This is a genomic window from Noviherbaspirillum sedimenti (genome assembly GCF_003590835.1).
In the GTDB taxonomy this organism is placed as follows: Bacteria; Pseudomonadota; Gammaproteobacteria; order Burkholderiales; family Burkholderiaceae_D; genus Paucimonas; species Paucimonas sedimenti.
The window spans coordinates 2,223,982-2,237,641 of record NZ_QYUQ01000002.1 but is presented as its reverse complement, the minus strand read 5'-3'; the positions used below and the strand labels follow the sequence as shown (position 1 = coordinate 2,237,641).

At 58.8% G+C, this 13,660-nt stretch carries 11 protein-coding genes; 6 read left to right on the top strand and 5 right to left on the bottom strand.

Annotated elements, in window-relative coordinates:
• Nucleotides 1-107 precede the first annotated feature (107 nt).
• Complete coding sequence (locus D3878_RS10385) at nucleotides 108-740, bottom strand: hypothetical protein (protein WP_119785398.1); 633 nt, start codon at nucleotides 738-740, stop codon at nucleotides 108-110.
• A 178-nt stretch (nucleotides 741-918) separates the two neighbouring features.
• The gene (locus D3878_RS10380) at nucleotides 919-1,899 is read right to left on the bottom strand and encodes a PstS family phosphate ABC transporter substrate-binding protein (RefSeq protein WP_119785397.1); all 981 of its coding nucleotides are present in this window, start codon (nucleotides 1,897-1,899) and stop codon (nucleotides 919-921) included.
• 282 nt (nucleotides 1,900-2,181) lie between these two features.
• Between D3878_RS10380 and D3878_RS10375 the strand changes: the two genes are divergently transcribed.
• From D3878_RS10375 to D3878_RS10360, 4 genes are all read left to right on the top strand, one after another.
• Nucleotides 2,182-3,468, top strand: coding sequence for a SpoIIE family protein phosphatase (locus tag D3878_RS10375; protein WP_158592237.1), 1,287 nt, complete (start codon nucleotides 2,182-2,184; stop codon nucleotides 3,466-3,468).
• Nucleotides 3,465-4,031, top strand: coding sequence for a SiaB family protein kinase (locus D3878_RS10370; protein ID WP_119785395.1), 567 nt, complete (start codon nucleotides 3,465-3,467; stop codon nucleotides 4,029-4,031). Before D3878_RS10375 ends, D3878_RS10370 begins: the two co-directional genes overlap by 4 nt.
• Before the next feature lie 19 nt (nucleotides 4,032-4,050).
• Complete coding sequence (locus tag D3878_RS10365) at nucleotides 4,051-4,443, top strand: DUF1987 domain-containing protein (protein ID WP_119785394.1); 393 nt, start codon at nucleotides 4,051-4,053, stop codon at nucleotides 4,441-4,443.
• 64 nt (nucleotides 4,444-4,507) lie between these two features.
• Nucleotides 4,508-5,161, top strand: coding sequence for a hypothetical protein (locus tag D3878_RS10360; protein WP_119785393.1), 654 nt, complete (start codon nucleotides 4,508-4,510; stop codon nucleotides 5,159-5,161).
• 21 nt (nucleotides 5,162-5,182) lie between these two features.
• Here D3878_RS10360 and D3878_RS10355 read toward each other — a convergent pair whose 3' ends face one another.
• Entirely contained in the window at nucleotides 5,183-6,994 is a 1,812-nt protein-coding gene (locus D3878_RS10355; RefSeq protein WP_233556300.1) for a GGDEF domain-containing protein, read from the bottom strand.
• Between the two features lie 173 nt (nucleotides 6,995-7,167).
• Here D3878_RS10355 and pstS point away from each other — a divergent pair, with 173 nt between their 5' ends.
• On the top strand, nucleotides 7,168-8,211 hold the full coding sequence (gene pstS / locus D3878_RS10350; protein ID WP_119785392.1) for a phosphate ABC transporter substrate-binding protein PstS: 1,044 nt from the start codon (nucleotides 7,168-7,170) through the stop codon (nucleotides 8,209-8,211).
• Between the two features lie 152 nt (nucleotides 8,212-8,363).
• Here pstS and D3878_RS10345 read toward each other — a convergent pair whose 3' ends face one another.
• Complete coding sequence (locus D3878_RS10345; RefSeq protein WP_119785391.1) at nucleotides 8,364-9,128, bottom strand: slipin family protein; 765 nt, start codon at nucleotides 9,126-9,128, stop codon at nucleotides 8,364-8,366.
• Nucleotides 9,129-9,130: 2 nt separating this feature from the next.
• On the bottom strand, nucleotides 9,131-10,519 hold the full coding sequence (locus D3878_RS10340) for an NfeD family protein (protein WP_119785390.1): 1,389 nt from the start codon (nucleotides 10,517-10,519) through the stop codon (nucleotides 9,131-9,133).
• A gap of 460 nt (nucleotides 10,520-10,979) precedes the next feature.
• On the opposite strand from D3878_RS10340, the gene D3878_RS10335 reads away from it, so the two are divergent.
• Nucleotides 10,980-13,595, top strand: coding sequence for an EAL domain-containing protein (locus tag D3878_RS10335; protein ID WP_158592236.1), 2,616 nt, complete (start codon nucleotides 10,980-10,982; stop codon nucleotides 13,593-13,595).
• Nucleotides 13,596-13,660 lie beyond the last annotated feature (65 nt).

Here is a 13,660-nt window from a genome sequence, read left to right as displayed (position 1 = left end):
ATTTTGTGTGTTTTAAAATAAAACGAGGGCGACGATAAGCCGCCGCCCTTTTGCGATCCTTGCGCATGCGCCCGGAACCAGGCATGTCGCACCTGGCTCCGCGGCGCTTACGTCGCTGCGCGAATCTGCTTGAAGCGCTCGATGTTGGCGAGCGGGCGGCCCTTCTTGTAGCTATCCTTGTTCATTACCCAAACCAGCGTCTCGCCTTTCGGGCCGGCGCCGATATCGGTGTAGGAGTAGGGCACTTCGCCGAAGGCGGCGAAGGCTTTCATGTCCTGCAGGTTGCCGAAGACGTAGAAACGGCCGTTCTTGAACACTTCGCCATGGAAGTCCTCGGCAGCCGGCAACTTGTCCTGGTAGACCAGTTCGCCCAGGCTCGGCTGGTTTTTCTTGACGTCGTCGCTGGTGATGCCATAAACGACGGTTTCGCCTTTCGGACCGGTACCGATCTGGGTACGGGTCAGCGCCACTTCGCCATTGGCGAGGTATTGCAGGTAATTCCTGGTGTCGCCGAAGGCGTGGATACGGCCGCTTGCCGGCAGAATGATGAAGAATTCCTTGGCCGACGGTGCCGCCACAGCCGCTTTTTCGGCTACCGGGGCTGCCGGCTTGGCTGCCGGCGCAGCTGCCGGTGCAGCTGCCGCTGGCGCGGTCTGGTTCATGTCGGTGGCGCAGCCGCTCAGGGCCAGTGCCGCAGCCGTGCCCGCGAGCAATGCCACCATGCGCATTTTTTGCTTCATGCCTAACTCCCTCGTATTAAAGATCATGCAGCAACGGTGCCGGCGTGCCGGTCTGGATTCTTCCGCGCTGCCTGTTGAATTCGATCTGCTGCCGCGGCTCGCGGCAGCATGTCATGACTGATTCCCGCACATGAAAAGGCGGGAGGGTGCGGCGCGCAGAACGCGCCGCGGATGCTGCTTACTTGCTCAAGTCCTGGCTGGCCTTGAGCGCCATGCGTGCTGGCATTGGCACGAAGCCATCCTTCACCACCACGGTCTGGCCTTGCTTGGACAGCACCATCTTGAAGAACTCGCGCTCCAGCGGCGCCAGCAGCTGGTTCGGCTTCTTGTTCACGTACACGTACAGCACGCGCGCCAGCGGATAGGTGCCGTCAATTGCGTGGGCGGCATCCGGCTCGACGAAAGGCTGGCCGGATTTCTTCGCCAGCGGCAATGCGCGCACGCCGGATGTCTTGTAGCCGATGCCCGAGTAGCCGATGGCGTTCAGCTGGGTAGCGACGCTTTGCACCACCGAAGCCGAACCCGGCTGCTCGGCGACGTTGCGCTTGAAGTCGCCCTTGCACAGTGCGATTTCCTTGTAGTAGCCATAGGTGCCGGAGACCGAGTTACGGCCGTACATGGCGATATCGCGGCTGCCCCATTCGCCCTTCATGCCGACTTCGCCCCATTTGGTCACATCGGCAGCGCCGCCGCACTTGCGGCCGACCGACATGATGGCGTCGATGTCTTGCAGGCTCAGGCCCTTGATCGGGTTGTCCTTGTTGACGTACACGGCCAGCGCGTCGATCGCGACCGGCACGGCGTATGGCTTGTAGCCATGCTTTTTCTCGAAGCCTTCGACTTCCTTGGCGGTCATCATGCGGCTCATCGGGCCGAAATTGGAGGCGCCTTCGGTCAGTGCCGGCGGCGCGGTGGAGGAGCCGGCGCCCTGGATTTGAATATTCACGTTCGGATAGAGACGCTTGAACTCTTCCGCCCACAGTGTCATCAGGTTATTCAGCGTATCGGAACCGACGCTGGTGAAGTTGCCGGCTACGCCAGCAGCTTTTTGATAAGTCGGCAGACCGGCATCGACCTTCACTGCCTGGGCCTGGACGCCCTGGGTCAGCAGCGCGACGGATGCAACGCCCATTGCTGCAAACACTTTTTTCAAATTCATTGATCAACTCCTATTGTTTGTCAAAGAAGAAACCGAAATTTCTGAAGCGAATTCTAGGGATGGCTTGTGACGGGGTTGTTACAAATAGGAAATTTTTTGTGACGATTGCATGACATGGCGGTGCTGCCGGCGCGCATCAGAAAAATTTACATTTGTCATCATTACTTCATGCCTATGTCATACGGCGGCTATATATTTGCCGTCAGATTTGCCGTCAGGAAAATAGTCCATGCATGCAGACAGGCGGATGTTCAAAGGCATTTAATCGAAGGAGCAATACAAGTGGCAAGTATCGAAGATCTGTACAGTTCCATCGCCAATGCGGCTTCCAGCGCCGGTGCACATGGGAGCTTGGCAGTGCATGCGGGGCAGCTGGCGAGCGCAGTCCCGGCCATCGGCCCGGACATGACCAATGCCGGGCTACAGGAATTTTTCCGGGATCATCCCGACATGGAAACCGTGGCAATCGTCGAGGATGATGTTCCGGTCGGCCTGGTCAACCGCAATGCTTTCATGGAGCAGTACAGCAAACCCTTCAGCCGCGAGCTTTTTGGCAAAAAATCGTGCCTCGGTTTTGCCGATGCCGCGCCTTTGATCGCTGCGGAGGATGCGCCGATCGAAGTGCTGGTGCGCCATGCAGTCGAGCCGGATGCGCGCGTCATGAAGGATGGCTTCATCTGTACCCGGGGCGGCAAGTACTTCGGCCTTGGTACCGGCATGTCGCTGTTGAAGGCGATGTCGGATATCGAAGCGGAAAAGACCCGCCAGCTGCTTTCCAGTATTGACTACGCTTCAGCCATCCAGCAATCCAACCTGCGCAGCTCCAACCAGGAACTGCTGGCAGCCATGCCCGCTGCGCAGCTGACCTGGTTGCCGCGCGATGTGGTCGGCGGCGATTGCTATTTCTTCCGTACCACAAAAAACGGCATCTTCGGCGCCATTATTGATTGCACCGGCCATGGCGTGCCGGGCGCCTTCATGACGCTGATTGCCCTGTCCTACCTGGAAAACCAGGTCGCGAGCGGCGCCGAGGAACCCGACCCGGGCGTGGTGCTCAGCGGACTGAATACCTACATCAAGAAAGTGCTGGGCCAGCGCAACGAGGAAAAGAAACCGGGCAGCCAGGCGGCGGACAAATCGGACGACGGCATGGATGCCTTCATGTTCGTCCTGACCGAAGCCGCCAGCGCCTTGCATTACGCCGGCGCTCGCCTGGAGCTGGCGCTGGTGCAGCCGCAAGCCGAAGAAGTCAGCCTGTTCGAGGGCGACCGCATGGGCGTCGGCTACAGCGACACACCGGACGATTTTATTTTCCGTTCGCACCGCGTGCGCCTGCCGGCCGGCTATCGCGCGCTGGTTACCACCGACGGCGTGATCGACCAGATCGGCGGCCCGAAGAGTATCGCGCATGGCCGCCGGCGCCTGTACCAGATGCTGTCGGAGGAACGGGCCCTGGCGCCGAAAGAATTTTCTGCCTTGCTGCTGGAGCGCTTCGCCGAATGGCAAGGCCAGCAGCGCCGCCGCGACGATGTCTGCTTCCTCGCCTTCGCTGCCGAGGGCCAGGCATGAACTTGCGATCGTTTGAACAGTTCCAGGAGGGGGCCGCGCATGCCGGCGTAATTTATTACTACGCCGGCTGCTTTGACGGCGACATGATGAATGTCCTGTCGCGTGCGCTCAAGGATAAGCTGGAGTACGAAAACGTCAGCGGCCCGGTCAAGCGCAAGCTGTTTTCCAGCTTTGTCGAGATGGCGCAGAACATCCTGCACTATGGCGGCGCCCCCGGCAATGGCACTTGCCCGGAACCGGGCAAGCCCGGCGCGATTGGCATGGGGCAGGCGGAACAATCCTACTGGATAGCCTGCGGCAACCTGGTGCCGAGCGAACAGGTTGAGCGCATCCACGGCAAGCTGACTGCGCTGAAGAGCATGTCGCTGGCGGAAATCAAGGCCGCCTACCGCCAGCAACTGGCCAATGACGAGCATGAGGCGACCGATGCCATCAGCAAGGGCGCCGGCCTGGGCTTGTTGACGATTGCACGCGACAGCACCCAGCCAATCGAGTTCGAATTCGTTCCGCATACGCAGTCGGCGGGGCGCTTTTCCTATTTTTACTTGAAGACAGTGATTTAATTTTTCGGGAGCCGAAAAAATGCAAGCCATTAAAACAGTCCGCACGGACAGTACGCCAGAAGTCATTTTCAACCCGGTGCACAACACCCTGTTTATCGCAGGCGAGTGTTATCCGGAGAATCCGAACCTGTTTTTCCAGCCGATCATCGGCACGATGCAAGCGCATTTCGACAACAAGGTCTCGGCGAAATTTTATGCACGCATCCGGCTTTCCTATGTCAACAGCGCCTCGACCAAATCGATGCGGCAACTGTTCATGGTGCTGAACGAAGCCGCCCACGCCGGTTGCGCAGTCGATATCGATTGGGAGTTCGATGAGGAAGACGATGCCATCCAGGATCTGGGCGAGGACTTGATGCATGGCCTGGGCGTTACCTGGCTCAATTTTAACGAAGCGCCGTTCGTGGCGTGATGTCGTCGTGCGCCGCGCGGCTCCCCTTGAGGCAGCCTGGGATGCGGTGAAAAAGGAAAAATATATGCTGGCACAAACCATGGCAAGTACCGGGCTCGTTTTTTCAAAGACCGAAAAAGGGCGCGAGGAAATGTCCAGCCGTGCCCATGGCCTGACCCCCATGCAACGACGCGTGCTCATCATCATTGACGGCAGCAAGGACCTGGAGACGATTATTGAAATGGTCCCGGCAATGGTGCCGTCGGGACAGTTGCAGGAAATTCTCAGCCACTTGCTGGAGCATGGCTTCATTGCGCAGACGGACAGCGATGCACGCGGCCAGTCCCATGCTGGTGCATTGCGCGCAACACCAGTGGAATCTGCCGCGCCGGCGCCGGCGCCAGCTGCGCGGGGCAATGCGCCCGTGGTGGCGCCGGCCGCCAGCGGCGCCGAGGCCGGGGGCGTCTTGACGGAAGACCCGGCGACCATCCGCCTGGTCAAGGATTTCATGACCACCACTGCGCAAACCTATCTTGGCTTGCTGAGCGCCCCCGTGATCCAGCGCATCGAAAAAGCCGGAACACCTGCACAGCTGATGGCCGTGGCCGGTCACTGGAACATGGCCTTGCGCGATTCGCCGCAGGGAAAGCGCTTCGCCAGCCCGTACCTGGATCAAGTGAAATCGGCGCTGGTGACTGGCGCCAAAGTGGTGCTGGGCGAAGCGAATAGCAGCAGCTGAATGCCAGGCGAAAGCCCGGATCTATTGCAATTCCCGGCGTTCCAGGAACAGGCTGTTGCCGCTCATGGTCTTGGCTTGTTTCTTGGCGTCCGCTGCGGCGGCGGCAATCTGGTAGCTTGAATAATGGCGCGCGGCGTCGATTTTCACCACGCCGAGTGACAGCGATACCAGCGGATGGAACACCCGGTTGCCACGCCGGTCTTCGCTCACGTAACCGCCATTGCTGCGGTCCGCGGCGCTGAAAAACGCCGGCGTCTCCGCTGCGAATGTCTCCAGTATGCCGTCGCAGCGGCATTTCCAATCGGCGCTCTGGAACAGGATGATGAAATCGTCGCCGCCGACATGACCGAGGAAGTCCACCCCCGGCACGCAATAGCGCGCCAGGATATCGCCGGTCAGACGGATGATGTCGTCGCCGCGCAGGTAGCCGTAAACATCGTTGAACGGCTTGAAATGGTCGATATCGCCGTAGCAGACATTGAATTCGACACCGGCGGCGAGGCGGCGGTCGATTTCTTCGTTGATTGGCACGTTGCCTGGCAACTGTGTCAGCGGATTGGCATAGCGCGCCGCATTGATCTGCATCTGGGTGATTTCCCGCATCACGTCCTGGCTGGAGCCCACGCCGATGTACTGGCCATGGTCGGTGATGGTGAAGCCGTTGGAGAAATGATGCGACTTCGCTTCCACGATCATCAGGCTGATATCCTGCAGGGACGTGTTCTTGTCGACGGTCAGCGGCTCCGGTGTCATGAAAGCGGTACAGGAGCGTTTGCCATACAGTTCGCGCTGATAGGGCCGCGCCAGCCGGTCGATGAACTGGAAGCGGTTGATGATCCCGAGCGGTACGCCATTGCGCACCACCGGCATGACTTCCAGCCCGGCGTCGGCAGCGAAGGTCGTATACACGGCGTTGGTGGAGGTATCCGGCGTTGCTACCGGGACGATACGCAACAGCTTCAGGGCAGTCGGCAGATTGAAGCCGCGCTGGTTGCCGGCGGTGGCCAGGGCAGCATTGTGGCGGATGCGCGCCACCAGTTCTGCGGTGATGGCGAGCGCCGGTTGCGCCAGCGGCCTGGCGATGCGGTAACCCTGGCCCCAGCCGATGCCGAGTTCCTGTAGCAGTCGCAGTTCAGTGTCTGTCTCGATACCTTCGGCGATCGTGACCGTGCCCGATTTGCGGGCGATCTGCTGGATCGATTGCACGAATTGCAGCTTCACCGGGTCACGGTCGATGCCCTGGATGAAATGCATGTCGATCTTGACGTAATCGGGCCGGATTTCCGACCACAGGCGCAAGCTGGAAAAGCCCTCGCCGAGGTCATCGATGGCGATCTGGATGCCCAGGCTGCGGCAGCGCCGCAAGACTTCGCGCATGGCATCGTAATCGTGGATCGCCTGGTTTTCAGTCATTTCGAGGATGATGCGTTGCGGTGCCACGCCGATCAGGTGCAGCTGGGCGAGCTTGTCCGCAATAGTCACGCCTGCCTTGATCAGGCTGTCCGGACTGATATTCAAAAAAATTCTGCCGGGCAGCGCCAGTTCGACGAATTTTTTCAGGATGACTTCGCTGCAACAGTCTTCCAGCTGCGGCCCGAGGCCGGATTGTCGTGCTGCGTGGAACAGCTGGGCGGGGGCGTGCAGCGCACTGCCTTCCGGGCCGCGGATCAAGCCTTCATAGCCGATCAGTGCGCCGCTGTTCATGTCGACAATCGGCTGGAACACGGGGGTAAGCAATCCTTGTTGCAGAACCTCATGCAACTGCAAGCTTGCGTGCCCGCCGTCCATCGGCTGTTTGACCTGCTCGTCTGGCTGACGTGCGACTGTGTCCATGGCGGGTAAACGATTCTATATGCAAGGGAGTAAATAATTTTCTGACGACCATCATAAATTTTCAATGTGACAAGGTAATGTCATGCTGCTCCTGTTTGTCATCGAGGTAATGAAGATGTCATAAACCGGGTTTAAAGTTCGCTGGTAACTTTGATCAATCAAAAGGAGTCTCCATGCGTTTGAATAAATTCGTTCCTTCCCTGATTCTGGCGGCAGGCGTCATCCTGACCGGTGGCGCAGCCCAGGCCGCAGATATCACCGGCGCCGGCGCGACCTTCCCCTATCCGATCTATTCCAAATGGGCCGAGGCCTATAAGGCAGCCACCGGCACCGGCCTGAATTACCAGTCGATCGGTTCCGGCGGCGGCATCAAGCAAATCAAGGCCAAGACCGTGGAATTCGGCGCCTCCGACATGCCGCTCAAGCAGGAAGAGCTGGAAAAAGAAGGCCTGATGCAATTCCCTGCCATCATGGGCGGCGTGGTGCCAGTGATTAATGTCGACGGCATCGCCCCCGGCCAGCTGAAGCTGTCCAATGCGGCATTTGCCGGCATTTATCTGGGCAAGATCACCAAATGGAATGCGCCGGAAATCGCTGCCGACAATCCTGGCGTGAAGCTGCCGGCCGAAGACATCACCGTGGTGCATCGCGCTGACGGTTCCGGCACCACCTTCCAGTTCACCGATTACCTTTCCAAGGTCAACGAAGAATTCAAGACGACAGTTGGTGTCGGCAGCGCCGTCAAGTGGCCCACGGGCGTGGGCGGCAAGGGCAACGAAGGCGTCGCCGCCAACGTGCAGCGCATCAAGAATTCGATTGGCTATGTCGAGTACGCCTATGCCAAGAAAAACAAGATGGCCCACACCCAGCTGAAAAACCGCGATGGCCAATGGGTGCAGCCGGACGATGCCACCTTCAAGGCGGCCGCCGCCGGCGCGCAATGGGACAAGACCCCGGGCTTTGCCGTGGCGTTGACTGACCAGGCCGGCAAGCAAAGCTGGCCGATCACCAGTGCTTCCTTCATCATCATGCACAAGGTGCAGGCCGATGCTGCCAAGGGCAAGGAAGTGCTGAAATTCTTTGACTGGGCCTACAAGAACGGCGGCGCCATGGCAACCGAACTCGATTACGTCGGCATGCCGCCGGCCGTTGTCAAGCTGGTGCAGGATGCCTGGAAAACCCAGCTGAAGGACGAAGCTGGCAAGGCTGTCTGGTAAGAAAAAAACGCAATGTCACGAAAAGCGGGCGCTCTTTAAAGAGCGCCCGCTTTTTTTTTCAGGGGTGAACTGAGAATGTCATCAAAGGAAATATCGTCGGCCAGGGTATAGGTACGCAGCAGCAGCGCAACGGTCCCCTCCAAGGCCGGCGCTCAGGCAGGCGGGCGTTTGGCCGCTTCGGCCATGCCGGACAGGAGATCGATCGGCATCGGGAAAATAATGGTCGAAGCCTTGTCGCCGGCGATATTGGAGAGCGTTTGCATATAGCGCAGCTGCATGGCGCCCGGTTGTTGCGCCAGCACATGGGCTGCCTGCATCAATTTTTCCGATGCCTGCAATTCGCCTTCGGCATGGATTACCTTGGCGCGCCGCTCGCGCTCGGCTTCCGCTTGCCGCGCAATGGCGCGGATCATCGATTCATCGAGATCGACATGCTTGATCTCGACATTCGCCACCTTGATGCCCCAGGCATCGGTCTGGGCATCCAGCACTTGCTGGATATCGACATTTAAGCGCTCGCGTTCGGCCAGCATCTCATCCAGCTCATGTTTGCCGAGCACCGAGCGCAAGGTGGTTTGCGCCAGCTGGCTGGTGGCCTCGAAAAAATTGGCGACCTGAATGATCGCTTTTTCCGGATCCACCACGCGAAAGTAAATGACTGCATTGACCTTGACCGAGACATTGTCGCGCGAAATGACATCCTGGGTCGGCACATCCAGTACCACGGTACGCAAATCGACGCGCACCATTTGCTGGATGACCGGGATCAGCAGCACCAGGCCCGGCCCCTTGACGGCCCAGAAACGGCCGAGCTGGAACACCACCCCGCGTTCGTACTCGCGCAGGATGCGCAGCGATGAAAAGAGCAGGATCAATACCAGGATGAACAGGCTGCTGAATCCGAATCCGTAAAACATGGCTATGCTCCTTTATCGTGAAGATCCAGCGGGGCGACTTCAAGTACCAATCCCTTGCGGCCTATCACCCGCACCTTTTGCTGCCGCTGCAAGGGCGTCACGCTGACCGCACGCCAGGTTTCGCCACCCAGCCTGACCCAGATTGCATCGCCTGCGACATCCAGCACCTCGGCGACGCCGCCACGCATGTCATCGAGGCCGCCGACCCTGGCGCGTCGGCGCGTCTTGAGTGCGACACCGGTCATCGCCGCGATCAGGAGCGCGCTCAGCAAGGCGAGCGACGCTACCAGTGCGGGCGGAATCCCGAATCCCGGCAAATCGGTATCGATCAGGATCAGCGCGCCGGCCACAAAGGCGGCAATGCCGCCCAGGCCCAGCGCACCGAAGCTGGGCAGGAAGACTTCGGCGACCATGAAGGCCAGGCCCAGCAGGATCAGCGCCAGGCCAGCGTAATTCACCGGTAAAAGCTGCAGACCATACAGCGCCAGCAAGAGGCAGATGGCGCCCAGGACCCCGGGCGCGACTGCGCCTGGATTCATGAATTCGAACAGCAAGCCGTAGATGCCTATGGTCATTAGCAACAGTGCGATGCTCGGGTCGGTGATCGCCGCCAGAATTTGCGTGCGCCAGTCGGGCTGGTACGGCAACAGCGGCGCGCCGGCGGTTTGCAAGAGCCGGGTTTCTGCCAGCACCTTGATTGTCTTGCCATCGAGCTGGGCCAGCAGGGCAGGGGTGTCGGCCGCAAGGTAATCGACCACGCCCAGGCGCAGCGCATCTTCCGCCGGCAGGCTCACCGCTTCGCGCACCGCGCGCTCGGCCCAGTCCGCATTGCGGCCGCGCAATTGCGCCAGTCCGCGGATATACGCCGCGGCATCGTTGACTTGCTTCTGCCGCAAGGGCGTGGTTGCGCTTTCGTCCGGCGTTGCCGGTTTGCCTGACTGGCGCTCGTCTTTATCCCTTTTTTCTTTGGATGGCTCCGGATCCATGAAGGGCGCGTGCAATGCGACCGGGGTGGCCGCGCCCAGGTTGGTGCCGGGCGCCATGGCGGCAATGTGGCAGGCATACAGGATATAAGTGCCGGCGCTGGCAGCGCGCGCGCCGCCTGGTGCGACATGGCAGGCGACCGGCAACGGCGCCGACAGGATGGTTTTGATGATGGCGCGCATGGCGGTATCCAGCCCGCCGGGCGTATCCAGTTGCAGCACGACCAGCTGGCTTCCTTCCTGGGCGGCACGGGCAACGCCACGCTGGACATAATCCGCTCCGGCCGGACCAATCGCGCCGGTTAGCGTCATCACCGTGACGGGTCTGGCAAGGGCCAGCACGATCGAGGGCAATACAGCCAGCACCAGCATCAAAAAAAATTCTGATAATTGCGTGCGCTTTATCATGACCGTTCCGGTAGGCCCTTCCAAACTACAAGATGCGATACCGCAATACTGCCAATGCCGGCACGCAGGGTGTTGACGCAATTGTTCGATTAAAATTGAGATCGTTTGTAGATTTTATTGTCAATCTCGAAGTGAATGCAATCTGGCTGTAAATCAAAAATTGTTGTAATACTGCGAACAAAGTGCAATGCGGCGCATGAAAAATTCCGATGTTGCAACTAATCCAGAATTCATTTGTCTGAAGCCAAATTAGTCAAAGAAGGCGCGCTAAGCTCGCACAGCATTTCTTTCAGCTCTGCAATTCCAGCGCGATCATGCCATTGATCGTGCTCAAGGCTATAAATAGCGCCAAAAAGATCACAAACCCTTGCATATGCAGAAATTTTTCGGCGCCTCTTTATTTCGTTTCAAGAATTTTCTTGATAAACCCCGCTTGTTGAAGCGACACCTCCTTTGGGCAATGTCATGGCCGCTGGGGGCACTGTTGCTCGCCCTGCTGGGCTGGTTCCTGCTGCTGTCGGACCTGGAACATGGCCGGCAACGCGCGGAAGCCACCGCCATGCGGGAAGCGCTGAATATGGCAAAAAACTATGCCGGACATCTGGTGAGAAGCTTCGATATCGTCGACCAGACCCTCCTGCATGTGCGGTATGAATGGGAGTTGACAAACGGCAAACTTCAGCTTGAAACGCTCAACAGAAAAAAGCTATTTCAGGCAGGCTCGCTTTTTGACGTAACGATTGTGAATCGCAATGGCAGAATCGACACCAGTACCATGGCCAATGTCAGAAATTCCTATATTGGCGATCGACAATTTTTTACGGCACAAAAATTCGCCATCATCGATTTTCTGTATTTGGGCGGCGCAGTGTACAGCCCGGGTCTGGCGCGCGACATCGTGCATTTTGCCCGCAGCCTGAGTCAGCCCGACGGCAGCTTTGCCGGCACGGTCATGGTGGGCGTGGGGGCCGAGTATTTCACGACGACATACACTGAAATCAGTCTCGGCAAGCACGGCCTGCTCGCCCTCGTGGGCGATGATGGCGCCATGCGGGCAACCAGGGTTGGCAACACGATCAACAATCGCGGCGTGTTTGCCTTTACCAAAATGCCGCAGTTCACCATGCTCTGGGGAAGCAAGTTGATGGAGGGGGAAACCTGGTTTGCCGACGGCCGTCCCCGCTATATCGGCTGGCAGCAAATTGAAGGTTATCCGCTGGTGGCGATCGCCGGCCTCGACCAGGCCGATGCGCTGGCGCCATACCTGGCAACCCGGGCAACCTCGATTCGCAATGCTGTCCTGGCATCCGTTGTGCTGTTCTGTTTTGCCATGATCGCCATGATCCTGTCGATCCGGCTGGCATGGCGCAAGCACCAGCTCGAACAAACCCAGGCCACCTACCGGATGGCGACGGAAGAAGGCCACGAAGGTTTTTTCATTGCCAAACAGGTGTGCGACAAGGAACGCAAGATGGTCGATTTTGTTGCGGTCGATTGCAATTCCTATGGCGCCAGGCTGTTCCAGCAGCGGCGCGAAGGGGTGATCGGCAAGCATTTTTCCACCTTGCTGCCGGAGCCGGAACGCCAGGAATTCATGGTGCGCATGATGCAGGCGATGGCATCGAGTTTCTACGAAGGCGAATTGCAGGCGACCGGAGAATGGTCGGCGCCCGTGAAGTGGGTCCATTTGAAAATGGTGCGTTCCAACGACGAACTGGCCATCACCATGCGCGACATCAGCGATACCAAGGCGCATGTGAGCGAACTTGAGCGCCGCGGCAATGAAGATGCCTTGACAGGCTTGCCCAACCGCCATTGGATCCAGAGCTTCCTGCCTCAGGCGATCGCCCGCGCGCGCACGGAACACAGTATGCTGGCCTTGCTGTTCATCGATCTGGATGGATTCAAGGGCATCAATGACACGATGGGACATCCAGTTGGCGATGAACTGTTGCGCTACACGGCTGAGCGCCTGAAGGTGGCGGTGCGTCCGCATGACCACGTCGTGCGCCTGGGCGGCGACGAATTCGTGGTGATTGTCGAACAGCTCGAAGACAGGCACGACGTTGCCCACGTCGCTGATCGGGTGGTCGCCGCATTCAAGGAAAAATTTCGCCTGTCACAGGGCACGCATTTGATCGGCACTTCGATCGGTATCAGCGTTTTCCCTGAGGACGGCATGGACGCCGACACCTTGCTGCAGAATGCGGATATCGCCATGTATGCCGTCAAAACCGCGGGCAAGGGCAATTACCGCTTTTATGAACATCAATTGTATGAAGACTTGCGCAAGCGCGTCGACCGCGAACAGGAATTGCGCCACGCGATAGAAAATGACGAACTTCTCATCTACTACCAGCCGCGCCTGGACATCAAGACCGGCATGGTATCGAGCATGGAAGCGCTGGTGCGCTGGCAGCATCCGTCGCGGGGCTTGATCGAACCGCTGGAATTCATCGGGCTGGCCGAAGAAACCGGCCTGATTCTCGGGATTGGCGAACTGGTCCTGGACAAGGTATGCGCCCAACTGGCCACCTGGTCACAGCGGGAGCGGGAAATATTGCCGGTATCGGTCAATGTGTCGCCGCGCCAGTTCAATCATCGTCATTTCATCAAGGTGGTTACCGCCTGCATCAAGCGCCATCGGATACCCGCGCAATTGCTGGAAATAGAAATCACCGAATCCTGCATGATGGGCGACAGCCATGACGTTTCTGCGGCCCTGGCAGCCTTGCAGAAAATGGGCATCAAAATCCTGATCGACGACTTTGGTACGGGCTATTCGTCACTGTCACAGCTGCAACGGCTCGATTTCGATGTGCTGAAAGTCGACCGCGCGTTCACCTCCGAGGTTGCAAAGACCGAGGAGGGTAAAGTGTTTTTTACCGCCATCATCACCATGGCACATGCGCTTGGCATGCGTGTGGTTGCCGAAGGCGTGGAAAACGCCCGGCAAATCGAAGTCCTGCGACGCCTGCAATGCGACGAGATCCAGGGCTTTTACATCGCCAAGCCCTTGCCGCCGGCGGCAAGGCAATCCGATTTCCCGCTGCAGATCATGCCGGTGTTTGTCTGAGCCTTGGCGGCTCGCCTGCGCTTATTGGCTATTGGCTCGTCTGCGGCTTGGTGGCTCCCCTGAAC

What these genes read in the sequence shown, in the direction of transcription:
- D3878_RS10385 (WP_119785398.1), bottom strand. Translation starts at nt 740, where the DNA reads ATGAAGCAAAAAATGCGCATGGTGGCATTGCTCGCGGGCACGGCTGCG.
- D3878_RS10380 (WP_119785397.1), bottom strand. Translation starts at nt 1,899, where the DNA reads ATGAATTTGAAAAAAGTGTTTGCAGCAATGGGCGTTGCATCCGTCGCG.
- D3878_RS10370 (WP_119785395.1), top strand. Translation starts at nt 3,465, where the DNA reads ATGAACTTGCGATCGTTTGAACAGTTCCAGGAGGGGGCCGCGCATGCC.
- D3878_RS10365 (WP_119785394.1), top strand. Translation starts at nt 4,051, where the DNA reads ATGCAAGCCATTAAAACAGTCCGCACGGACAGTACGCCAGAAGTCATT.
- D3878_RS10360 (WP_119785393.1), top strand. Translation starts at nt 4,508, where the DNA reads ATGCTGGCACAAACCATGGCAAGTACCGGGCTCGTTTTTTCAAAGACC.
- D3878_RS10355 (WP_233556300.1), bottom strand. Translation starts at nt 6,994, where the DNA reads ATGGACACAGTCGCACGTCAGCCAGACGAGCAGGTCAAACAGCCGATG.
- pstS (WP_119785392.1), top strand. Translation starts at nt 7,168, where the DNA reads ATGCGTTTGAATAAATTCGTTCCTTCCCTGATTCTGGCGGCAGGCGTC.
- D3878_RS10345 (WP_119785391.1), bottom strand. Translation starts at nt 9,128, where the DNA reads ATGTTTTACGGATTCGGATTCAGCAGCCTGTTCATCCTGGTATTGATC.
- D3878_RS10340 (WP_119785390.1), bottom strand. Translation starts at nt 10,519, where the DNA reads ATGATAAAGCGCACGCAATTATCAGAATTTTTTTTGATGCTGGTGCTG.
- D3878_RS10335 (WP_158592236.1), top strand. Translation starts at nt 10,980, where the DNA reads ATGTCATGGCCGCTGGGGGCACTGTTGCTCGCCCTGCTGGGCTGGTTC.